The sequence below is a fragment of the Cupriavidus sp. Met-2 genome, from assembly GCF_049843575.1.
Lineage (GTDB): Bacteria > Pseudomonadota > Gammaproteobacteria > Burkholderiales > Burkholderiaceae > Cupriavidus > Cupriavidus metallidurans.
The window spans coordinates 712,977-735,257 of record NZ_JBBHZL010000001.1 but is presented as its reverse complement, the minus strand read 5'-3'; the positions used below and the strand labels follow the sequence as shown (position 1 = coordinate 735,257).

Below are 22,281 nucleotides of genomic sequence, written 5' to 3'. Positions count from 1 at the left end.
CCAATCAGGCAGTTATCGAGCACCCTCGTTTCGGGTGCCCGGCCCTGGCAGCGTCACCCATGCAGATCGTCAATATTTCCGCTTACAAGTTCGTCACGCTCGAAGACATCGAGACCCTGCGCCCCGTCATGCGCGATCGCTGTGACAAGGCTGGCCTGAAGGGCACGATCCTGCTCGCGCCAGAAGGCATCAACATGTTCCTGGCCGGCACGCGTGAGCAAATCGACGAGTTCATGGCATGGCTCCACGCCGATGCCCGGTTCGCGGACATCGCGCCGAAGGAAAGCCTGTCAGAAAATCAGCCCTTCAAGCGCATGCTGGTGCGCGCCAAGAAGGAAATCATCACGATGAAGATGCCGCTGATCCGCCCCGAGGCCGGACGCGCGCCTTCGGTGCGCCCCGTGGATCTGAAGCGCTGGCTCGACCAGGGCCATGACGACGACGGACGCCCGGTAGTGATGCTCGATACGCGTAACGCGTTCGAGGTGGCGGTTGGCACCTTCGACAAGGCGGTGGAGTACGGTATCGACAAGTTCAGCGAATTCCCGCCGGCCGTGGCGGAGAACAAGGCCGAGTTCGAAGGCAAGACCATCGTGTCGTTCTGCACCGGCGGCATCCGCTGCGAGAAGGCCGCCATCCACATGCAGGAAGTGGGGATCGACCACGTCTACCAGCTCGAGGGCGGCATTCTGAAGTACTTCGAGGAAGTCGGTGGGAGCCACTACAACGGCGACTGCTTCGTGTTCGACTACCGGACCGCGCTGAATCCGAACCTGGAACCCGCAGGCCCGGTTCAGTGCTTCGCGTGCCGCGCAGTGGTGACGCCCGAGGAGCAGCAGCACCCGAGGTACGTGGTGGGCAAGAGCTGCCCCCACTGCGTCGACACCGCTACTCAGGCCGCAGCCTGACGAAGACCGGCGTCGCGGGCGGCGGCGCGGCTCAGGCCGCGAGCAGGTGGTAGAGATTGCGCAGCATGCCCGCCGTCGCGCCCCAGATAAAGCGCTGACCGCCGCCTTCGCGCGGATAAGGCATGGCGTAGAACATGCGCTCGCCGCCTTCCCAGCGGAATAACCGGCGCTCATGCCGCGCGGGGTCCATCAGGAATGCCAGCGGCACCTCAAAGATATCGGCCACTTCGCGTTCATCGGCACGGAGCGTGAACCCTGAATGCACCAGTCCGACAACGGGGCTGACGTGATAGCCGGTACCGGTGATGTAGTCCGGTAGCGATCCCAGCACTTCGACGTAATTACGGGTCAGCCCGATCTCTTCCTCGGTTTCGCGCAACGCCGTGGCGATGCGATTGGCATCGTCGGTTTCCTGCCCGCCTCCCGGAAAACTGATCTGCCCGGCATGGGCATTCAGATTCGCATTGCGCTGAGTAAGCAGCACCGTCAGACCATCCGAACGCTCAACCAGGGGCACCAGTACCGCCGCCTCACGCAAGCCGCGGGTCCGGTCGTACACACGGGATTCATCGGTCAGTTCGGGTTCCCACGCCGGTGGCGCAAGCAGACGATGCCGGATGAAATCCGGTCTCATGCGCGGCGTGGAGAGGGGGGCGTGGCGGCTATCGGTCTCGATGATCGGTAGCGTTTCAGGATCGAATGTTGGACGCATAGCGCTTTCAAGTATGACAGAAGCGCGTAATGTTGCATGGCAGCAAGAACGCATTGCGTTGCGCCGCCGCCAAACAAAAAGGACACCCGAGGGTGTCCTTCGCAATCCGGCACAGCGCCAGTTACCCGGCGCCTGACAGGGAAAGCTTATTCCGCGGCAACGGCGGCCGGCTTGGCCTTCATCACCAGCTTTTCCTTGATACGTGCCGACTTGCCCGAGCGCTCGCGCAGGTAGTACAGCTTCGCGCGACGTACGTCACCGCGACGCTTCACTTCGATGCCGGCGATCAGCGGCGAGTACAGCTGGAACGTACGTTCCACGCCTTCACCCGACGAGATCTTGCGCACGATGAAGGACGAGTTCAGACCACGGTTACGCTTGGCGATCACCACGCCTTCGTAAGCCTGCACGCGCTTGCGATTACCTTCAACCACGTTCACGTTGACGATAACGGTATCGCCAGGCGCGAATGCGGGGATGGTCTTATTCGCGGTCAGACGCGCGATCTCTTCCTTCTCGATTTGCTCGATGATGTTCATCGTTTTCTCCATAACCATCGTGCCAGCGTTGGATGCCCCAGACACTTGCTGGGCCCCGGCAGAGGATGGGGTTTTCACTTGGCGGGAGCGAACTCCTGCCCTGCTTTCGCCGCCAGTTCCGACAAGAACTTCTCGTCGGCCTTGGACAACAATCCTTGCTCGCGCGCGGCCACGATCAGGTCGGGACGCTTGCGTGCGGTATTGGCCAGCGCCTGCCGGCGCCGCCACTTCTCGATCTCGGCATGATGACCCCCGAGCAATACATCGGGCACCCGCACACCTTCATATTCTTCCGGCCGCGTGTAATGCGGACAATCAAGCAGGCCATTGACGAAACTGTCCTGGACCGCCGACTGCGCATCGCCCAGCACGCCGGGCAGATGCCGCACCACCGCGTCGATCAGCGCCATCGCCGGCAGTTCGCCGCCCGACAGTACAAAATCGCCGAGGCTGATTTCCTCGTCCACGCGACGATCGATCAGACGCTGGTCGATCGCTTCATACCGGCCGCACAACAGCACCAGGCCGGGCCGTTGCGACAACGCCATGACCTTCTCGTGCGTCAGCGTCGCGCCTTGCGGCGACATCAGCACCACGTGCGGCCTGCCAACACCTGCATCCGACTGCGCCGCTGTGGCGGCGTCGATCGCATCCTCGAGCGGCTTGGCCAGCATCACCATGCCGGGGCCGCCACCATAGGGCCGATCGTCAATCGTCCGGTAGTTGTCCACGGTGAAATCCCGCGGATTCCAAGTACGCAACGCGTAGCGCTGCTGCTTGGCTGCCCGGCTGGTGATACCCCAATCGGTCAGCGCGCGAAACATCTCGGGAAACAGCGTGATTACATCGAACTGCATCCGCGCCTCCCCTGACACTTCAGTAGTCGAGCCCCCAGTCCACCACGATCCGCCTGGCCGGTGTATCCACCGTCCGCAGGAACGCGTCGACAAACGGGATCAGCCGCTCAGCGGCCTTACCGTCCGGCAGCTCGTAGGCCACCTGAAGGATCTGATGGGCGCCATTGTCGATCAGGCCGGTCACCTCGCCGAGCGCTTCGCCCTGCTCGTTGACCACGGCACAACCGATCAGGTCGACCCAGTAAAACTCACCCTCTTCCGCCGCGGGAAAATCCGCGCGCCGGACCCAGACACGACGCCCCTTGAGCATTTCGGCCACACTGCGGTCCGAAACGCCGGCCGGCTGCGCAACCACGGTACCGCTGTGTTCACGCGACTGGGAGATCTTGATGCTGACAGCCTCGGCCGACTGCGCCGGCGCCGACACCACGCCGGCCGGCGGCGCGCGAAGCAGCCACCAACGGCGGGCGTGGAGCAATGCGGAGGCGTCGTCCGCATGTGGCTGGACTTTGATCCAGCCCCGGATACCATATGCCGCGCCCACGTAGCCAACCTCGACCAGATCGTCGGGCAGGGTGTCCGTGAACAACAGCGCGGCGGGCAGTTTTTCCTGCCGGCCGGAGGCACCGCCTTGCGTAGCGGCCAGATTCAACGGCTTGCGGCCGGAGGCATTGCCAGTCACTTCAGCGGTGCGTCAGTTCTGCATCGGCGCGCCATACAGGCACGCCGCGCAAGACCTATCAGGCTGCAGCCTTGCCGGCTTGCTTGACCAGGCGGGCAACGGTCGGCGACAGTTGAGCGCCAACGCCTTGCCAGTAGGCCAGACGGTCCTGCACAACGCGCAGGCCCTCTTCCTTTTCGGAAGCCAGCGGGTTGTAGAAGCCAATACGTTCGATGAAACGGCCATCGCGACGGTTGCGCGAATCGGTAGCAACGATATTGAAGAACGGGCGCTTCTTGCTGCCGCCGCGAGCCAGACGGATTACGACCATGTTAATTCCTCGAAAAAACGGGAGCGTGCGAACACGAAACGCAAGAGTATAGCCCACTTCCCGAGCCCAAACAAACACTTAGGACTTTCCCGCGCTGTTCGGCCCCATCGGTGCGCTTCTGACGCAACACGCGGCCAGCCGAACCGTGGCGAAAACCGCGAACTGGAGGCATGACATGCGGCCAAATCGGCACACTGCGCAATACCTCGCGAAATCCCTCTGCAGGCTGGCACTGCTGGGTGCCGCCTGGTCTGCAGCGACGGCGCAGGCCGCCCTGCCGATCGACCAGATCCGGCTGCCGCCAGGCTTCAAGATCGAAGTGCTCAGCGACGACGTGCCCGGCGCGCGGGCCATGACGCTGTCGCCGAAGGGCACGCTGTTCGTGGGCAGCCGCGCGGAGGGCAAGGTATATGCGCTGGAGTCGCCGCTCGGCCCGCATCCGAAGATGCGCGTTATCGCATCCGGACTCACGATGCCCGTGGGCGTCGCCTTTCGCGATGGCGCATTGTATGCGTCATCGACGTCGCGCATCGTGCGGCTCGACAACATCGAGGGCCGCCTCGACGATCCGCCGCGCCCGGTCACTATCAGCGACAGATTTCCGACCGAAACCCATCACGGCTGGAAATTCATTGCGTTTGGACCTGACGGCTATCTCTACGTGCCTGTCGGCGCGCCATGCAATATCTGCGCGCCGGACGAGAACCGTTACGCGAACATCATGAAAATGAAGCCTGACGGTTCCGACCTGCGCGTAGTGGCCCGGGGCGTGCGCAACACGGTTGGCTTCGACTGGCACCCCGCCACGCACGAACTGTGGTTCACGGACAATGGGCGCGACTGGCTAGGCGACGACCAGCCCGACGATGAACTGAACCGATTGACGCGTGAAGGCGAGCACTTCGGCTTTCCGTATTGCCACGCCGGCACGATTGCCGACCCGGAGTTCGGGAAACAGCGCCCGTGTTCAGCGTTCACGCCGCCTGTCGCCAAGCTGGGGCCACATGTGGCCGCGCTCGGGATGCGCTTCTACACTGGCACGCAGTTTCCACCGGAATATCGCAAGAACAACATCTTCATCGCCGAGCACGGTAGCTGGAACCGCTCCACTGCCATCGGCTACCGGATTGCACGGATCGTGCTCGATGACGATGGGCGCGTGATTCGTCAGGAGATCTTTGCCGAAGGATGGCTGTGCGACGGCAAGGCGTGGGGTCGCCCGGTCGACGTCCAGGTGGCAAGCGACGGTTCGCTGTTGGTTAGCGACGACAAAGCCAATGCGATTTATCGCATCCGCTACGCGCCCTGAAACCGCTTCGATACCGCGCCAATGCTGGCCTGGCGCGGCATCGCAGCAGACGCTCCAAAGCTGACAAATTTGACGAAACAATCCGTTACACCGGTAACGGGATTGGCATAGGCGGTCACACGGCCCCTGCGTACCATGAACCCAACTCCTGACTTCTCTCAGCAACAGGACCTTGGGATTCCGCATGTTTACCCGCCCCCTCCTGCGCCTTATGGTGGCTGGTAGCGTGGCTGTTGCCGGCCTTGGCGGCAGCATTGCAGTCAGCCACGCGCAAGTCGCCTTCTGGCATCACAGCCGCACCGATCGCACGGTGCAGGCGGTGCATGCTGCCAACGGATGGGAAATCGCCAGCGTGCGGGCGGAAAACCGCGATCATGTGCAGGCACAGATTGATCGCATGGAAGCAAGGGCCCGTAACGACGACCGTCTGAGCGGACGCCCCGCCAGCCCTGGCGGGCGCGACGACGAACAACGCGCACGCCAGCCCGGTGGCGGCGATCGCAACAGCCCCGGCGAAGCCACGCTCCGAAATTCCGAAGCACACCCCGGCAATGTTGGCCCGGGATGGCAGGCGCGCGGGCGCGACGGCGGACGCTAGGCACGCCGACGGATTGTCACGTAGCCGGAACTTCCACGCGCCCCCCTTTGTCTCTACATTTGTGCGTGCTGATTGACGCCGCACAGGCTGCCGCCCGGCGCTGTCCGGAGTCGCACAGCGTGCCGTCGTTGCGCAGACGGCAACCGACCTGACCTGCCTCTGCCCGGTACCCACTGATCGACACCAAGGTCGGGCGCAGCCTCCACAAGACATCCTTGTCGAGGTTCATCATGTCCCCGCTTTTTTCGGGCCTGGCCCGGCACGCGGGCCATTTGTCATTGTCAGTGCTGTTCATGCTGCTGCTGACGCTCGTGTTGTACAGCGAAACACATATCTCCGTGCTGGTATCCGGCGCCCTGGCCTCCGTCTGGCCGTTCTGACCGCCAGGGTATCGGTCCGGGCCCGGCGTACAATGTGCGACCACTGCCCGCCATGGCGCCCATACCGTCTTCGTCCCCATACCGATGCCAGCAGCCAGCCAAGCCTCCGCCATTGCCACTGAAGCCCGCAACACACGCGGCAAATCGAAACTGGCCACCGTTGCGCTGGCCTTCCTGCTCGGCAGCCTTGGGGCGCATCGTTTCTATCTGAAAGGACTGGGCGACAAGTTCGGCTGGGTCCACCTGCTTTGCACCGTAGCCGGCGTGCTCGGCATCGCCTCGCTGACCCTCGGCACCGGCAATACCGCACTGAACTGGGTCTTCGCGGTGGCCGGCGGCGCGTCCCTTATCAGCGCCTTCCTGACGGCCATCGTGTTCGGGCTGCGCCCCGACGACAAGTGGGATGCGCAATACAACCCTCATGGCCAGCCCACGCGCTCGGGCTGGCCCGTGGTCATCCTGATTATCTTTTCGCTGATGATCGGCACCGGCCTGCTGATGGCAGGACTTGCCATCAGCTTCCAGACGTTCTTCGAATCGCAAGTCGAGGCAGCCAAGGCACTCTCGCAGGAATAGCCGAAGGCCTGGCCCCACTTCACGCGCCGACGATGCCTTTCGACCTGACCGATATCGCGGTCTTCGTGCGCGCGGCGGCGCTCGGCAATCTGTCGGCGGCCGCACGCGATCTGGGACTGTCGACATCGACCGCCAGCGCCCGGCTCCAGCGACTGGAGGATCGGCTAGGCACCCGCCTGCTACATCGCACAACGCGCCGCCTTTCGCTCACCGGCGATGGCGAGCGCTTCCTGACCCACGCCGAGCCATTGCTGGCCGCATCGGAGGTGGCCGCGCAATCCGTGGGCCGAGGCGCGGAGGTTCCGCACGGTCCGTTGCGTGTCACGGCGCCGGCCTCGTTCGGACGCCAGCATGTCTCACCGGCAATCCCCGCCTTCCTCGCCACCTACCCCGGCATCACACTGGATCTGCGCCTGAGCGACCAGATCGTCGGCCTCGTCGATAGTGGCATTGATGTCGCGCTCCGCATGGGCGCGCTCCCCGATTCCTCGCTGGTCGCCAGGCCACTCGCGCCCAGTCATCGTGTGATCTGCGCATCGCCGGAATACCTCGCGCGGCACGGCTCCCCACGGCACCCGGAAGACCTGCGCAATCACAACTGCCTGGTCCTTGGCGATCAATCGACCTGGCGTTTTGATACCCCGGTCGGCGAAAGCGCGGTGAGCGTGCGGGGCACGCTACGCGCCGATAACGGCGAGGTGATTCGCGACGCGATCGTCGCGGGCGTGGGCATCGCGCTGAAGTCGACCTGGGATGTGGCGCCATACCTGCGCCGCGGCGAGTTGGTCACCGTGCTCGATGAATACCCGGTATTGCCGGTCGTCTCGATCTGGGCGGTCTATCCGAGCCGGCATCTGGTTCCCGCCAAGACACACGCCTTTGTCGACTTCTTTGCCAACTGGTTCGGCTCCCCGCCCTACTGGGATCGCGACGACGCGCCTCCCTTGGCCACACGTACCGTCTGACCAGATCTGAAGCCCACCGGAGGTTCAATCCCCAGGGCGCGCATTCCATCAGGGCGCTGATCAGGGCACTGGTATCTCGCCAGCAATACTGTATATTTATACAGTATTGGAGATTGTACGAGTCAAGAGCCCCCATGACGTCACTACCCGATGGCTTCCGCAAGGGAAGAGGCGCGCTGTCGAACACGGAATCGCGTTTCGACAGCCTGTCCCGAGAGGCGGATGCGGCCATGCTTGCCGATCTGGAGGCCTTGCACGGCGAGTCTCCCGCGCCACGGACGACGACCGCGATCGAGCCGGCAAGGACGATCATCTCGCGCAACCAGTCGCCCGATGTTCCGTTCGACCAGTCGATCAACATGTACCGGGGTTGCGAGCACGGGTGCTCGTACTGTTTTGCGCGACCGAATCATGCCTACCTGGGCCTGTCGCCCGGTCTCGACTTCGAGACAAAGCTGTTCGCCAAGCCAAATGCCGCTACGCTGCTCGAGCAGGAACTCCGCAAGAAACACTACAAGCCGAGCGTCATCGCGCTCGGCACCAACACCGATCCGTACCAGCCGATCGAGCGGAAATTCCAGCTCACTCGCGGCATTCTGGAGGTGCTGGAACGCTTCCAGCACCCGGTGGCCATCACGACCAAATCGTTTCTGGTGACGCGAGATATCGACATCCTTGCCCGTATGGCCCGGAATGGGCTGGCGCGCGTATTCATGTCCGTCACGACGCTCGATGCCGATATCGCCAGAAAGATGGAGCCGCGCGCCAGCACACCATCAAAACGGATCGAAGGCATTCGGTTGCTGGCCGAGGCGGGCGTGCCGGCCGGGGTGCTCTTTGCCCCGGTGATACCGGCGCTGACCGACTACGACCTGGAAAACGTGCTGAAGGCCTGCAGCGAAGTTGGGGCAACGTCGGCCGGCTTCGTCATGCTGCGCCTGCCGCTAGAGGTTCACGGCATCTTCATCGAATGGCTGGAGGAGCATTTCCCCGGCCGCAAGCAGCATGTGCTGAGCATCATCGAGAACATGCGCAACGGGAAGCACAACGACGCGACATTCACGAGCCGGATGCGCGGGACGGGCATTTTTGCCGAGCTGGTCCGCAAGCGTTTCGAGATCGCATGCCGGAGGCTTGGGCTCAATCAAGAGCGCCACCCGCTGCGCACCGATCTGTTCCGCGTGCCGCCCGAGGATTCGCCGCAGGGCAGCCTTTTCTGAGCCAGCAGGCCAGGAGCCGTCAGCCTGGTTGGCTGCGCTCCTTCTCGTCCACCGCGATCGCCAGCGTCTCCTTGATCTCTTCCATTACCACGTAGCTTTTCGACTGCGCCGCGCCCGGCAGTTGCAGCAGGATGTCGCCGAGCAGCCGGCGATACTCGCCGATCTCGCGGATGCGCGCCTTGATCAGGTAATCGAAATCGCCCGATACCAGGTGGCACTCGAGCACCTCGGGGATCCGCAGCACCTCGCGCCGGAACTGCTCGAACATGTTGCCCGACTTATTCCCAAGAGAGATCTCGACGAAGACCAGCAGCGCGCTGCCAAGCAGCGTCGGGTTCAGCCGCGCGTAGTACCCCATGATGACCCCGTCGCGTTCGAGCCGCTTCACGCGCTCGATGCACGGCGTGATGGTCAGCCCGACGGCCTCCGCCAGCTCCTTCATCGAAATCCGGCCATCGGCCTGCAGGACCCCCAGAATCTTCCGGTCCAGCCGATCCAGCGCACGTACCGGCTGACGACTCGTTCTCATGATTTTTTCCTGTTTTGCAGAGAAATTCGGTAACTATGACTGCCTTGAAGTCAATAGTATAGAAGCGAATTCTCCCACACACCCATTCCGCAGTAGAGAGCCCCCAACATGCGCGTTCTAATTCTTGGCAGTGGCGTTATTGGCGTCACCAGTGCGTGGTATCTGGCCCGCGCCGGTCACGAAGTGATCGTGGTAGACCGCGAAGGCGGCCCCGCTCTTGGCACCAGCTTTGCCAACGCCGGCCAGATCTCTCCGGGCTATGCGTCGCCGTGGGCAGCACCCGGCGTTCCGCTCAAGGCGATCAAGTGGATGTTCCAGGAGCACGCGCCGCTCACGATCAAACCCGACGGCACGCTGTTCCAGCTTCAGTGGATGTGGCAGATGCTGCAGAACTGCACAGCCGACCGCTACGCGGTGAACAAGGAGCGCATGGTGCGTCTGGCCGAGTACAGCCGGGACTGCATCCGCGCGCTGCGCGCGGATACCGGCATCAGCTATGAAGGCCGCCAGCAAGGCACGCTCCAGGTATTCCGCACCGACGCGCAATTGGAAGCCGCGTCGCGCGACATCGCCGTGCTCGAGGAAGCCGGCGTGCCATACGAATTGCTTTCGCGCGAAGAACTCGCCGCGAGCGAACCGGCGCTCGCCGCCGTCGGCCACAAGCTGGCCGGTGGCCTGCGCCTGCCGAACGATGAAACCGGGGACTGCCAGCTGTTTACGGAACGGCTGGCAGCCATGGCTGAATCGATCGGCGTGCAGTTCATCTACAACCGCTCGATCGACGGCCTGCTGACGCAGGGCGACGCTGTGACCGGCGCAATCGTCGAAGGGCAACCGATGATGGCCGATGCCGTCGTAGTGGCGCTGGGCAGCTGGTCCACGCCGTTCGTGAAGCACGTGCTGCCGGGCCTGTCGAACCTGCCCGTCTATCCGCTCAAGGGCTTCTCGATCACGGTGCCGCTCACCGATGCATCGAAGAGCCCGGTGTCGACGGTGCTCGACGAGACATACAAGGTGGCGATCACGCGCTTCGACGACCGCATCCGCGTGGGCGGCATGGCGCAGATCGTCGGCTATGACCGCTCGCTCGATCCGAATAAGCGCCGCACGCTGGAACACGTGGTGAACGATCTGTTCCCGGGCGCGGGCGATGTGAGCCGCGCCACGTTCTGGACCGGCCTGCGCCCGATGACACCCGATAGCACTCCGGTGGTCGGCCCCGCTGGCATCCGCGGCCTCTGGCTCAACACGGGTCACGGCACGCTTGGGTGGACGATGGCCTGCGGCTCGGGCCAGTTGCTGTCCGACCTGGTCTCGGGCACGCGCCCGGCAATCCGTGCCGACGACCTCTCGGTGGATCGCTACCGCAAGCAGCCGCGCACGCACCACTTGCCACGGCCGCTACCGGCCTGATCCTTCGGCACCGTGACGAAAAAAAGGGCGACCCCGAGGGGTCGCCCTTTTCATTGCCTTGATGCCCGGTACGCCGGATCAGAACTGATCCGCCGTCAGCGCGTTGGCCGGAGCGCCACCACCCACAATCGCGGCACGGAATGCGGATGCCTGGGACAGGATGTGCTGGCCGAAGAAATGCGCCGTCGCGATCTTTGCGTCGTAGAAGGCTGGATCTTCCGCGCGCTTCGCATCGGCAACCAGCATGGCACGGCCGAACTGCCAGCCCGAGAACACGATGCCGCACAGCTTCAGGTACGGCACGCTACCGGCGAACACGGCATTCGGGTCCGCCTTCGCGCTGCCGATGACGAACTCCACCACGGCCTCCAGCGCTTCACGGCCCTGCTTCAGTTGCGCCTGCACCGCCGTGAACGCGTCACCGCCGTGTTTGCCCAGCGCCGCTTCGGTCTCGGCGATCTGTGCACAGATCGCGCGTGCCATGGCACCGCCATCGCGCACGGTCTTGCGGCCAATCAGATCGTTCGCCTGGATCGCGGTCGTGCCTTCATAGATCGGCAGGATGCGCGCGTCGCGATAATGTTGTGCCGCGCCGGTTTCCTCGATGAATCCCATGCCACCGTGAACTTGCACGCCCAGGCTGGTCACGTCGATCGACAGCTCGGTGCTCCACCCCTTCACCACCGGCACCAGGAACTCGTACAGCGCCATGTTCTGACGACGCACGCCCTCATCCGGATGCTGGTGCGCGATGTCGCTCGCGGCGGCGGCCACATAGGCCACCGAGCGTGCGCCTTCGATCAGCGCGCGCATCGTCATCAGCATCCGCTTGACGTCCGGATGATGGATGATCGTCACGGCCTCGCGGGCCGAGCCATCGACCGGACGGCTTTGCACGCGCTCCTTCGCGAACGCCACGGCCTGCTGGTAAGCACGCTCGGACACGGCGATGCCTTGCATGCCCACCGAGAAGCGTGCCGAGTTCATCATGATGAACATGTACTCAAGCCCGCGGTTCTCCTCGCCAACCAGCGTGCCAATGGCGCCACCGTGATCGCCGAACTGCAGCACGGCGGTGGGGCTGGCCTTGATACCGAGCTTGTGTTCGATCGACACGCAATGCACATCGTTGCGCTCGCCCAGCGAACCGTCCGCATTGAGCAGGAACTTCGGCACGATGAACAGCGAAATGCCCTTGACGCCTTCGGGCGCGTTCGGGGTGCGTGCCAGCACGAGATGGACGATGTTCTCCGCCATGTCGTGCTCGCCATACGTGATGAAGATCTTGGTGCCGAAGACCTTGAACGTGCCATCGCCCTGCGGCTCCGCGCGGGTCCGCACGGCGGCCAGATCCGAACCGGCCTGCGGCTCAGTCAGGTTCATCGTGCCGGTCCACTCTCCCGAGATCAGCTTCGGCAGGAAGGTTTCCTTCTGGGCATCCGATCCGGCGGTCAGCAGCGCCTCGATCGCGCCGTCGGTCAGCAACGGGCAGAGCGCGAACGACAGGTTCGCCGCATTCAGCATCTCGTTGCACGGCGTGGCCACCAGCTTCGGCAGACCCTGGCCGCCGAAATCGGACGGATGCAGCACGCCCTGCCAGCCGCCTTCACCAAACTGGCGAAATGCGTCGCTGAAACCCGGCGTCGTGGTCACCACGCCGTCCTTCCAGCTGCTCGGGTTCAGATCGCCCGCGCGGTTCAGCGGTGCCACGACCTGTTCGTTGAACTTCGCGGCCTCTTCCAGCACGGCCTGTGCCGTATCGGGCGTGGCGTCTTCGTAGCCAGGCAACTGGCTGATGCTTTCCAGGCCCGCCAGCTCGTTCATGACGAACTGCATGTCCTTGAGCGGTGCACGATAGGTCATTAATGTCTCCAGCGTTTGCAAAAAAGCCGCTCGCGGGCGATACCCGGAACGGCTTCATTCTTCTTGTTCGATCGACCGGCTTTCCGCCGGCCGATCAGGCCATAAGCCCAGTGTTACCTATCAGCCCAGTGCGGCCACCAGCTCCGGCACCACGGTGTTCAGGTCGCCCACCAGACCATAGTCGGCCACCGAGAAGATCGGGGCTTCGGCATCCTTGTTGATCGCGACGATCACCTTGGAGTCCTTCATGCCGGCCAGATGCTGGATCGCGCCGGAGATACCGACGGCGATGTACAGCTGCGGGGCAACGATCTTGCCGGTCTGACCAACCTGGTAGTCGTTCGGCACGAAGCCGGCATCGACTGCCGCGCGCGATGCGCCCAGCGCGGCGCCCAGCTTGTCGGCCAGCGGCGTCAGCACCTTGGTGTAGTTCTCGCCCGAACCCACGCCACGGCCACCCGAGACGATGATCTTGGCGGCGGTCAGTTCCGGACGATCGCTCTTGGTCACTTCACGCGACACGAATTGCGAGATGCCAGCGTCGGCTACGACCGGGATCGTGTCCACGGAAGCCGAGCCACCTTCGGCTGCGGCGGCGTCGAAGCCGGTACCGCGCACGGTGATGACCTTGATCTTGTCCGACGACTTCACGATGGCGATGGCGTTGCCAGCGTAGATCGGGCGCTCGAACGTGTCGGGCGAGTCGACCTTGGTGATGTCCGACAGTTGTGCCACATCCAGCTTGGCGGCAACGCGCGGCAGGACGTTCTTGCCCGAGGCGGTAGCCGGAGCCAGGATGTGCGAGTAGTCGCTGGCCACGGCCAGAATCTGCTCGGCGAGGTTCTCGGCCAGGCCGTCACCAAAGTACGGTGCGTCGGCCAGCAGGACCTTCGACACGCCGGCGATCTTCGCGGCGGCATCGGCGGCAGCCTTGGCGTTCGAGCCAGCCACCAGCACGTGGACATCGCCGCCGCATTGGGCAGCTGCCGTCACGGTGTTCAGCGTGGCGGCCTTGATCGATTGATTGTCGTGTTCAGCAATGACGAGTGCAGTCATGTTCTATCTCCCCCGCGCTCAGATAACCTTGGCTTCCGTCTTCAGCTTCTGCACCAGCGTGGCCACATCCGGGACCATCACGCCAGCACTGCGCTTCGCGGGCTCGACGACCTTCACGGTCGACAGACGCGGCTTCACGTCGACGCCGAGATCTTCCGGCTTGACGGTTTCCAGCGGCTTCTTCTTGGCCTTCATGATGTTCGGCAGCGTGACGTAGCGCGGCTCGTTCAGGCGCAGGTCGGTGGTCACCACGGCCGGCAGCTTGATCGACACGGTCTCCAGACCGCCATCCACTTCACGGGTCACCGATGCCTTGCCGTCAGCCAGCACGACCTTCGAGGCGAAGGTAGCTTGCGGCATGCCGGCCAGCGCGGCCACCATCTGGCCGGTCTGGTTCGAGTCATCGTCGATGGCCTGCTTGCCCAGGATCACCAGTTGCGGCTGCTCCTTGTCGATCAGGGCCTTGAGCAGCTTGGCCACGGCCAGCGGCTGCAGGTCTTCGTTCGACTCGACCAGGATGCCACGATCGGCGCCGATGGCCATCGCGGTACGCAGGGTCTCCTGGCATTGCGCCACGCCGCACGACACGGCAATCACCTCGGTGACGACGCCGGCTTCCTTCAGGCGCACGGCCTCTTCCACGGCGATTTCGTCGAACGGGTTCATGCTCATCTTCACGTTGGCCAGGTCGACGCCCGTGCCATCCGACTTCACGCGGACCTTGACGTTGTAGTCCACCACCCGCTTGACTGCGACGAGTACTTTCATGCGCTCACTCCACTGATAGCTGATAGTCCAAAATTTTTTTGAATCGCTCGCCATTATAACCACCGGGGTGGCGGCGCTTTTGATTTTCGAACGATCGTACTATTTTATAGGCAAAGAATTGCCGGGCATAGCCGGCAACTCAGAAAATTTTCACGCCATTGTGCCGCAGGATGCCCTGCGCGCACAGAGTTTGGATGAAAACCTCGAAAAGATCACCAAGCAGTGATCACAGAATCCTTGAACGTGGCCTGGATGTACTGCTTGATTTCCGGCGAGTGGTACGCCTTCACGAGCTTGGCCACCCACGGCTTGTTCTTGTCCGCCTCGCGGATCGCGATCAGGTTGGCGTACGGGCCCTTCGGACCTTCCATCGCAATCGCGTCGCGGGTGGGCGACAGGCCAGCCGATTCCGCGTAGTTGCCATTGATCGCGGCAGCGTCGAGGTCGTCGAGCGAGCGCGGCAACTGGGCGGCGTCGAGCTCCACGAGCTTGATCTTCTTCGGATTCTCGACCACGTCGAGCGGCGTCGCCTTCAGGCCGGCGTCGGGACGCAGCTTGATCAGGCCCTTGCTTTGCAGCAGCAGCAAGCCACGGCCACCATTCGTCGGATCGTTCGGCACGCCGACGCGGGCACCCTGCTTGAGCTGGTCAAGCGACTTGATCTTCTTCGAGTAGACCCCCATCGGGAACGTCACCGTGAAGGCCACGTTCGTGAACTTGTAGCCACGGTCCTTGATCTGTGCCTCGAGGTACGGCAGGTGCTGGTAGCTGTTGGCATCCAGATCGCCGGCAGCCAGCGCGGCATTCGGCTGGATGTAGTCACTGAACTCCACCACCTGGATGGTCAGGCCATCCTTGGCTGCCACCTTCTTCACCTGCTCCATGATCTGGGCGTGCGGGCCACCCGTCACGCCGACCTTGATCGGCTTTTCCTGCGCGAATGCGCCAGCCGACACCACCACACCCAGCGCGACGATGGCGCCCTTCAGCACGTTACGACGTTGCATGTTTTACCCCAAGGTTTCCCTGTGAATTGCTTTGCGTTGCTTTGATTGATTTGAGCGGCCGTTGTATCAGCGATGGCTGATGCGGCGGACCAGCCAGTCGCCGAAACTCTGCACGGCTTGCACGAACACGATCAGGATCACCACCACGGCAACCATGACTTCCGTGATGTAGCGCTGGTAGCCGTAGCGGATGCCGAGGTCACCCAGACCACCACCGCCGATCGCGCCGGCCATGGCGGAATAGCCAACCAGGCTGACAAACGTGATGGTCAGACCGGCCACGATACCGGGCATGGCTTCTGGCAGCAGCACCTTCCAGACGATCTGGCCCGTGGTGGCACCCATCGACTGCGCGGCCTCCACCAGCCCCTTGTCGACCTCGCGCAGCGAGGCTTCCACCAGACGGGCGATAAACGGGATGGCCGCGATCGTCAGCGGCACGACCGCAGCCGTGGTGCCGATCGAGGAACCGACGATGAAACGCGTGAACGGGATCACCACCACGAGCAGGATGATGAACGGGATCGAACGCACGGCGTTGACGACCACGCCGATCGTGCGGTTGAACAGCGGGTGCGACAGCACACCACCACGATTCGTCAGATGCAGCAGCACGCCCAGCGGCACGCCCAGCAGCGCGCCAACCACGCCGGAAATCGCCACCATCAGCAGGGTCTCGCCGAACGACGACAGGAACAGGTCAAACATCTCAGACCACATGTTCGATCTCCTCCACCACTACGCCTTGCGACTGCAGATAGTCCATGGCCGCGCGCACGTCGGCCAGTTCGCCCGTGGCCATGATTGCCAGCGAGCCAAATGCCTGGCCCTGGATCTCATCGATATGGCCATGCAGGATGTTGAAATCGAGCCCGTGCTGGCGGATTGCCTGGGCCAGCACCGGCTGATCGACGTTCTCGCCCGTGAAAGCAAGGCGATAGACGTGATCGCGCCCATTGCCAAGACGGCTTTCCACGCGCTTGAGCACGCTCACCGGCAGTTCCTGGGCAATGACGTCGCCGATCATGGCGCGCGTGACTTCGTGCTGCGGACGCAGGAACACGTCGATCACGCGGCCCGATTCCACCACCTGACCGGCCTCGAGCACGGCCACGCGGTCGCAAACCTGTTTGATCACTTCCATCTGGTGCGTGATCATCACGATGGTCAGGCCGAGCTCGCGATTGATCTGCTTGAGCAGGTCGAGAATCGCGCGCGTCGTTTCAGGATCCAGCGCCGAGGTTGCCTCGTCCGACAGCAGCACCTTCGGCTTGCTGGCCAGGGCCCGCGCAATGCCGACGCGCTGCTTCTGCCCGCCACTGATCTGGGCGGGATAGCGGTCACGCAGCTTCGACAGTCCGACCAGTTCGAGCAGCGGTTCCACGGTCGATGCGATCTCCTGCTTCGACTTGCCGGCCAGCTCGAGCGGCAGCGCCACGTTGTCATAGACCGTGCGCGACGACAGCAGGTTGAAGTGCTGGAAGATCATGCCGATCTCGCGGCGGGCCTCGCGCAGCGCGCCCTTGTCGAGCGCGGTCAGATCCTGGCCGGCGACGATCACGCGGCCGCTGGTGGGCCGGTTCAGCAGGTTGATGGCGCGCACCAGCGTGCTCTTGCCGGCACCGCTTCGGCCGATGATGCCGAAGATCTCACCGGAGGCGATGGAGAGGCTGACGTCTCGCAGCGCATGGACTTCCCCCGACCCGCCGGGGAACCGCTGCGAGAGTCCTTGCAGTTTAATCATGGAAAGTAAAAAGAAAACGGCAACATCGCGGGGTCTCCTGCGTTGTTGCCGCACTTTATTTTTGTGAAGCGAGCATTTTATGCGATCCGCTTCATACCTCAAACGAGATTTTTTCGATGGCTTTATGCACTGGCGTCATATAGACGCCCTTATAAGCGGCGTTTTTGCCACTTTTAGGTCTCGACCAGCACCTTCAGGTGGGCAAATACGCTTCGCGCCAGGGCACTAAGGTTGTACCCCCCCTCCAGACAACTCACGATGCGGCCCTTCGCATGAGCCCGCGCCACATCGACGAGCTGCTGCGTGATCCACGCATAGTCCTGCTCGACCAGTCCCATCTGTCCGAGGTCATCCTCGCGATGCGCATCGAAGCCGGCGGAGATAAACAGCATCTCGGGCTTGAATTCGTTGAGCCGCGGCAGCCAGATCGTTTCCACGACCTCGCGCACAGCCAGGCCGTTGGAGTACGCGGGCAGCGGGATGTTCGACATGTTCGGCGCAAAGTGCTCCGTGCCGCTGTACGGGTAGAACGGGTGCTGGAAAAAGCTGCACATCAGCACCTGCGGGTCGTCGCGGAAGGCCGCCTCGGTGCCGTTGCCGTGGTGCACATCGAAATCGACGATCGCCACGCGCGACAGGCCGTGCGCCGTGAGCGCATGTCGTGCCGCAATCGCCACGTTATCGAAGAAACAGAATCCCATCGCGCGATCGGGCTCGGCATGATGGCCCGGCGGACGCACGCAGCAGAACGCGTTCTCCAGTTCGCCGGAAATGACGGCGTCCGTGGCAGCCACCGCCGCACCAGCCGCATGCCTGGCAGCGGTGAGCGTGTGCGGGTTCATCAGGGTATCGGGATCGATCGGGTGGTAGCCGGTGGCGGGACTCATCGCGACAAGGCTGGCCACATATTCGGGCCGATGCACGCGCTCGATCTGCGCGTCGGTGGCAGCCGGCGCCTCCCGCCGGTCCAGCAGGCCATCCATCCCGTGCGAAATCAGATGGTCCTCGATAGCCTGCAGGCGTTCCGGGCATTCAGGATGGAAATGCCCCATCTCATGCATCAGGAACGACGGATGCGTGTAGTAGCCCGTTGACATTATTCGTTATGGGTCAAGTTCGTCTCCAGACGCTACGTTAGCACATGACGTGCCCCGCGCTTCTACGCCTGTTGGCTGTCGTGTACGGCGCACCGAAGTACGCCCTCGACGAGGCGTCGCGTACATCGCATCCGCTATACTCGGTGCGACTTGCAAAGGACAACATGACCGACCACCAGCGCACCCTGCGCCGCCCGCTGCTGGGCGCCGCACTCACCGCTGCCGCATTGGGCCTGTGCGGCATTTCTCCTCGGCTTCTCGCCGCCGGCAAGCGCCGCGTGAGCGTCCGGGAAGAAGAGATCGAACCGGGCCGCTATCAGAATCATCCGCAAACCCGCGCATTCATTGACGAGATGGTGGCCAACAACGGCTTCCAGCGGGCCGAACTCGAGGGATGGTTCAGCCAGGCGGTCTATTCCACGACGGTCGCACGACTGATCATGCCGCCGACCACCCCGGGCAAGAAAAGCTGGCGGGCGTATCGGTCACGCTTCATCGAACCGATCCGCATCAACGCCGGCGTGCGCTTCTGGCAGCAGAACCGCGAGACGCTGCGTCGCGCCGAGGCCGAGTTCGGCGTGCCGGCATCGGTCATCGTCGGCATCATCGGGGTGGAGACGATCTACGGGCGCGACATGGGCAACTTCCGCGTCCTGGACTCGCTCTCGACGCTGGCGTTCGACTACCCCGACACCCCGAACCGTGAGGCGCGCACCAAGCTCTTCCGGAATCAGCTCGCCGACTACCTGCTCTGGTGCCGCGACACCAAGACCGACGTATTTTCGGTGCTGGGCTCCTATGCCGGCGCAATCGGCATTCCGCAGTTCATGCCCACGAGCCTGCGCGAGTACGCGGTCGACTACGACGGCGACGGGCATATCGACCTGCGCAACAGCCCGACCGATGCCATTGGCAGCGTCGGCCGATTCCTGCAACTGCATGGCTGGGAACAGGGACGTCCGGTGGTCTGGCAGATCGCCAACGACGATGGCAGCCGAGGCGTTGCCGCGGCTGCGGCCGACGGCGAACCGTGGCCGACACGCACACTCAACCAGCTCACGCGCGCCGGACTTCGCGTAGACGAACCGATCGACGTCACCCGCGAAGGCGAAACAGGCGTGTTGATTGCCGATCTCCCGACGCCCGACCAGCCGACCGAGTACGTGATCGGCCTGCGCAATTTCTACGTGCTGACGCGGTACAACCGAAGCTTCTTCTATGCGCTGACGGTGTATCAGCTTGGGGAAGCCGTGAAGGCCGCCATGGCCTGAACGCCAAGCGGCAAGAGCAAAGAAAAAGGCCCCGCGGCGCAAGCCTGCGGGGCCTTTCTTTCAGGGCAAGTCCGGGCGATCAGGCCGGGAACACGCCCGTCGACAGATAGCGGTCGCCGCGATCGCACACGACGAACACGATCGTCGCATTCTCGACTTCTTCGGCAATCCTCAGCGCCACGCACAGGGCGCCTGCGGCAGAGATACCTGCAAAGATGCCTTCCTCACGCGCCATGCGGCGAGCCATATGCTCCGCATCGGCCTGCGTTACGGGCTCCTGGCGATCAATGAACTTCGGATCGTAGATCTTCGGCAGATACGCTTCCGGCCATTTGCGGATACCCGGGATACGCGAACCTTCCGCCGGCTGCGCGCCAATGATCTGGATCAGCGGATTCTTTTCCTTCAGATAGCGTGACACGCCGGTGATCGTGCCCGTGGTGCCCATCGCCGAAACGAAGTGGGTCACGCGACCGTCGGTGTCCTTCCAGATCTCCGGGCCAGTCGTCTCGTAGTGCGCCAGCGGATTGTCCGGATTGGCGAACTGGTCGAGGATCACGCCCTTGCCGTCACGCTCCATGGCATCGGCCAGATCGCGGGCGTATTCCATGCCACCCTTGACCGGCGTCAGGATGATCTCGGCGCCATACGCCGCCATGCTCTGGCGACGCTCGAGACTCAGATCCTCGGGCATGATCAGGACCATGCGATAGCCGCGGATAGCCGCGGCCATGGCCAGCGCGATGCCGGTATTGCCAGAAGTTGCTTCGATCAGCGTATCGCCGGGCTTGATGCGGCCACGGGCCTCGGCATGGCGGATCATCGACACCGCCGGACGGTCCTTGACCGAACCTGCCGGGTTATTGCCTTCGAGCTTGCCGAGAATCACATTGCCGCGTGCCTCGATCGCGGCGCCGGGAATGCGTTGGAGTCGGACCAACGGCGTGTTGCCAATGGTGTCTTCAATCGTTTTATAAGCCATGGGTGCGGAGTCGGTCGGTTTTTCGCAGGCCATTGTAATGCACCCAACTTATCCGCACCGGCGGCCGGGCCATTTCCAGGCGGCCAGCCGGCGGGATTCCCTTTGGTGGATCAATGCGTCAGGCCCTGCTCCTGCGTCCGGCCCTTGCCGAGCAGGTGGTACAGCAGGATGGCGCCAAACGTGGCGGTACCGATGCCGCCAAGCGTCAGGCCGCCCAGCTTCAGGGTCAAATCGCCGGCAGCTACCGTCAGAGTGGCGCCCACGGTAATCAGATTGCGCGAGCTGGAGAAATCGACGTGGTTCTGCACCCAGATACGGCCGGCCGTCGCCGAAATCAGGCCGAACACGACGATGGTCAGACCCCCGATCACCGGCCCCGGGATCGTCAGGATCAGTGCACCGAATTTCGGTGAGAAGCCGAGCAGGATAGCCACGGCGGCCGCCACCACAAAGATCAGCGTCGAATAGATCTTGGTCACCGCCATCACGCCCATGTTCTCGGCGTAGGTGGTCACGCCGGTGCCACCACCCGCCGCCGACAACATCGTTGCCACGCCGTCACCGATGAAGGCGCGGCCGATGTACGGATCGAGGTTGCGGCCGGTCATAACGCCGATCGCCTTGATATGCCCGAGATTCTCCGCCACGAGCACGATGGCCACAGGCGCGATCAGCAGCATGGCATTGGCCTGGAATACCGGCGCCGTGAACTCCGGCATGCCGAACCAGTTCGCCGCCGCCACTCCCGAAAAGTCGATGGCCTTGCCCAGCCCCATCAGGTTGGTGGCAATGTAGTAGGCGAGATAGCCGGCCAGTCCGCCCAGCAGCACCGGCAAGCGGCCAAGCATACCTGGCGCGCGCACGGCGATCAGGCCAACAGCCAGCACCGTCAGCAAACCCACCCAGGTATCGAGCGGCGCGGCGCTGACCGCCTTGACCGCCACCGGCGCCAGGTTCAGGCCGATTGCCGCGACGATCGCGCCAGTCACGACCGGCGGCATCAGCTTTTCCACCCAACCGTAGCCAACTGCCTGCACGATGAGGCCGATGACCGTATATAACGCGCCCGCCGCGATGATGCCGCCCAGCGCCAGGGGAATATTGGGATTGGGACCACTGCCCGCATAGCCAGTGGCCGCGATGACAACGGCGATGAACGCAAAGCTCGAGCCGAGATAGCTCGGCACGCGACCGCGAACGAAAAGGAAGAACAGCAGGGTGCCGATGCCCGAGAACAGGATGGCGATATTAGGATGGAAACCCATCAGGATCGGCGCGATTGCGGTCGACCCGAACATCGCCACCACGTGCTGGATACCCGCCAGCAGCGTCTGTCCAGCGGGCAGGCGCTCGTCGGGGCCGATCACGCCCTCGGTCTTGAGCCGCCACTTCGGAAAAAAACCTTCCCCCCCCGCATTGCCCTGGCCATTCGCCATGTTGTTCTCTCCCTTTTCAGCGGCGGCCCGGTTCACACCAGGCACGCCAGTTGGTTGGT

General features: G+C 63.4%; 24 protein-coding genes. 9 read left to right on the top strand and 15 right to left on the bottom strand.

The window, feature by feature from the left end; genetic code table 11:
• The first annotated feature begins 59 nt into the window (after positions 1 to 59).
• A complete protein-coding gene (locus tag WD006_RS03455; RefSeq protein ID WP_029308320.1) occupies positions 60 to 908 on the top strand; it encodes a sulfurtransferase in 849 nt (282 codons plus the stop codon).
• A 31-nt stretch (positions 909 to 939) separates the two neighbouring features.
• On the opposite strand, the gene WD006_RS03450 is transcribed toward WD006_RS03455, so the two are convergent.
• The 5 genes from WD006_RS03450 to rpsP form a co-directional block, all read right to left on the bottom strand.
• The gene (locus WD006_RS03450; protein ID WP_029308321.1) at positions 940 to 1,620 is read right to left on the bottom strand and encodes a CoA pyrophosphatase; all 681 of its coding nucleotides are present in this window, start codon (positions 1,618 to 1,620) and stop codon (positions 940 to 942) included.
• Between the two features lie 146 nt (positions 1,621 to 1,766).
• Complete coding sequence (gene rplS, locus WD006_RS03445; protein WP_008643705.1) at positions 1,767 to 2,159, bottom strand: 50S ribosomal protein L19; 393 nt, start codon at positions 2,157 to 2,159, stop codon at positions 1,767 to 1,769.
• Between the two features lie 74 nt (positions 2,160 to 2,233).
• Positions 2,234 to 3,016, bottom strand: a complete 783-nt coding sequence (gene trmD / locus WD006_RS03440; RefSeq protein WP_008643703.1) for a tRNA (guanosine(37)-N1)-methyltransferase TrmD — start codon at positions 3,014 to 3,016, stop codon at positions 2,234 to 2,236.
• A gap of 19 nt (positions 3,017 to 3,035) precedes the next feature.
• The gene (gene rimM / locus WD006_RS03435; RefSeq protein WP_029308322.1) at positions 3,036 to 3,698 is read right to left on the bottom strand and encodes a ribosome maturation factor RimM; all 663 of its coding nucleotides are present in this window, start codon (positions 3,696 to 3,698) and stop codon (positions 3,036 to 3,038) included.
• Between the two features lie 58 nt (positions 3,699 to 3,756).
• On the bottom strand, positions 3,757 to 4,008 hold the full coding sequence (gene rpsP / locus WD006_RS03430) for a 30S ribosomal protein S16 (RefSeq protein WP_029308323.1): 252 nt from the start codon (positions 4,006 to 4,008) through the stop codon (positions 3,757 to 3,759).
• Between the two features lie 175 nt (positions 4,009 to 4,183).
• On the opposite strand from rpsP, the gene WD006_RS03425 reads away from it, so the two are divergent.
• The 6 genes from WD006_RS03425 to WD006_RS03400 all read left to right on the top strand — a co-directional run bounded on the left by WD006_RS03425 (position 4,184) and on the right by WD006_RS03400 (position 9,056).
• Positions 4,184 to 5,317 (top strand): PQQ-dependent sugar dehydrogenase, encoded by a 1,134-nt coding sequence (locus WD006_RS03425; protein WP_029308324.1) that lies wholly within the window; start codon positions 4,184 to 4,186, stop codon positions 5,315 to 5,317.
• A gap of 184 nt (positions 5,318 to 5,501) precedes the next feature.
• Positions 5,502 to 5,915 (top strand): hypothetical protein, encoded by a 414-nt coding sequence (locus tag WD006_RS03420; RefSeq protein ID WP_011515588.1) that lies wholly within the window; start codon positions 5,502 to 5,504, stop codon positions 5,913 to 5,915.
• Positions 5,916 to 6,145: 230 nt separating this feature from the next.
• On the top strand, positions 6,146 to 6,295 hold the full coding sequence (locus WD006_RS03415) for a hypothetical protein (RefSeq protein WP_200876175.1): 150 nt from the start codon (positions 6,146 to 6,148) through the stop codon (positions 6,293 to 6,295).
• An 84-nt stretch (positions 6,296 to 6,379) separates the two neighbouring features.
• Positions 6,380 to 6,871, top strand: a complete 492-nt coding sequence (locus tag WD006_RS03410) for an NINE protein (RefSeq protein WP_011515585.1) — start codon at positions 6,380 to 6,382, stop codon at positions 6,869 to 6,871.
• Between the two features lie 32 nt (positions 6,872 to 6,903).
• A complete protein-coding gene (locus tag WD006_RS03405; RefSeq protein ID WP_011515584.1) occupies positions 6,904 to 7,836 on the top strand; it encodes a LysR family transcriptional regulator in 933 nt (310 codons plus the stop codon).
• A gap of 134 nt (positions 7,837 to 7,970) precedes the next feature.
• Positions 7,971 to 9,056, top strand: a complete 1,086-nt coding sequence (locus WD006_RS03400) for a PA0069 family radical SAM protein (protein WP_375198995.1) — start codon at positions 7,971 to 7,973, stop codon at positions 9,054 to 9,056.
• Between the two features lie 19 nt (positions 9,057 to 9,075).
• Here WD006_RS03400 and WD006_RS03395 read toward each other — a convergent pair whose 3' ends face one another.
• Positions 9,076 to 9,585 (bottom strand): winged helix-turn-helix transcriptional regulator, encoded by a 510-nt coding sequence (locus WD006_RS03395; RefSeq protein WP_008643687.1) that lies wholly within the window; start codon positions 9,583 to 9,585, stop codon positions 9,076 to 9,078.
• Between the two features lie 108 nt (positions 9,586 to 9,693).
• Between WD006_RS03395 and WD006_RS03390 the strand changes: the two genes are divergently transcribed.
• On the top strand, positions 9,694 to 10,998 hold the full coding sequence (locus WD006_RS03390) for a D-amino acid dehydrogenase (protein WP_008643686.1): 1,305 nt from the start codon (positions 9,694 to 9,696) through the stop codon (positions 10,996 to 10,998).
• Positions 10,999 to 11,076: 78 nt separating this feature from the next.
• Here the strand turns inward: WD006_RS03390 and WD006_RS03385 are convergent, their stop codons facing one another.
• From WD006_RS03385 to WD006_RS03355, 7 genes are all read right to left on the bottom strand, one after another.
• Positions 11,077 to 12,861 (bottom strand): acyl-CoA dehydrogenase, encoded by a 1,785-nt coding sequence (locus WD006_RS03385; RefSeq protein ID WP_011515582.1) that lies wholly within the window; start codon positions 12,859 to 12,861, stop codon positions 11,077 to 11,079.
• A gap of 120 nt (positions 12,862 to 12,981) precedes the next feature.
• Positions 12,982 to 13,917 (bottom strand): electron transfer flavoprotein subunit alpha/FixB family protein, encoded by a 936-nt coding sequence (locus tag WD006_RS03380; protein ID WP_008643684.1) that lies wholly within the window; start codon positions 13,915 to 13,917, stop codon positions 12,982 to 12,984.
• Positions 13,918 to 13,935: 18 nt separating this feature from the next.
• Entirely contained in the window at positions 13,936 to 14,685 is a 750-nt protein-coding gene (locus tag WD006_RS03375; protein WP_008643682.1) for an electron transfer flavoprotein subunit beta/FixA family protein, read from the bottom strand.
• 212 nt (positions 14,686 to 14,897) lie between these two features.
• Positions 14,898 to 15,692, bottom strand: coding sequence for a MetQ/NlpA family ABC transporter substrate-binding protein (locus WD006_RS03370; RefSeq protein ID WP_008643677.1), 795 nt, complete (start codon positions 15,690 to 15,692; stop codon positions 14,898 to 14,900).
• A gap of 66 nt (positions 15,693 to 15,758) precedes the next feature.
• Positions 15,759 to 16,412 carry a methionine ABC transporter permease gene (locus WD006_RS03365; protein ID WP_011515580.1) on the bottom strand — a complete coding sequence of 218 codons (654 nt, stop codon included), beginning with the start codon at positions 16,410 to 16,412 and terminating at the stop codon, positions 15,759 to 15,761.
• Positions 16,402 to 17,436: a methionine ABC transporter ATP-binding protein gene (locus WD006_RS03360; RefSeq protein ID WP_029308326.1), complete on the bottom strand. Its 1,035-nt coding sequence runs from the start codon at positions 17,434 to 17,436 to the stop codon at positions 16,402 to 16,404. Before WD006_RS03360 ends, WD006_RS03365 begins: the two co-directional genes overlap by 11 nt.
• A gap of 173 nt (positions 17,437 to 17,609) precedes the next feature.
• On the bottom strand, positions 17,610 to 18,533 hold the full coding sequence (locus tag WD006_RS03355) for a histone deacetylase family protein (protein ID WP_029308327.1): 924 nt from the start codon (positions 18,531 to 18,533) through the stop codon (positions 17,610 to 17,612).
• 164 nt (positions 18,534 to 18,697) lie between these two features.
• On the opposite strand from WD006_RS03355, the gene mltB reads away from it, so the two are divergent.
• Positions 18,698 to 19,804 carry a lytic murein transglycosylase B gene (gene mltB, locus WD006_RS03350; protein WP_029308328.1) on the top strand — a complete coding sequence of 369 codons (1,107 nt, stop codon included), beginning with the start codon at positions 18,698 to 18,700 and terminating at the stop codon, positions 19,802 to 19,804.
• Positions 19,805 to 19,883: 79 nt separating this feature from the next.
• Here mltB and cysM read toward each other — a convergent pair whose 3' ends face one another.
• Positions 19,884 to 20,786 carry a cysteine synthase CysM gene (gene cysM, locus WD006_RS03345; RefSeq protein ID WP_029308329.1) on the bottom strand — a complete coding sequence of 301 codons (903 nt, stop codon included), beginning with the start codon at positions 20,784 to 20,786 and terminating at the stop codon, positions 19,884 to 19,886.
• Between the two features lie 110 nt (positions 20,787 to 20,896).
• A complete protein-coding gene (locus WD006_RS03340; protein ID WP_029308330.1) occupies positions 20,897 to 22,222 on the bottom strand; it encodes a solute carrier family 23 protein in 1,326 nt (441 codons plus the stop codon).
• Between the last annotated feature and the right edge of the window lie 59 nt (positions 22,223 to 22,281).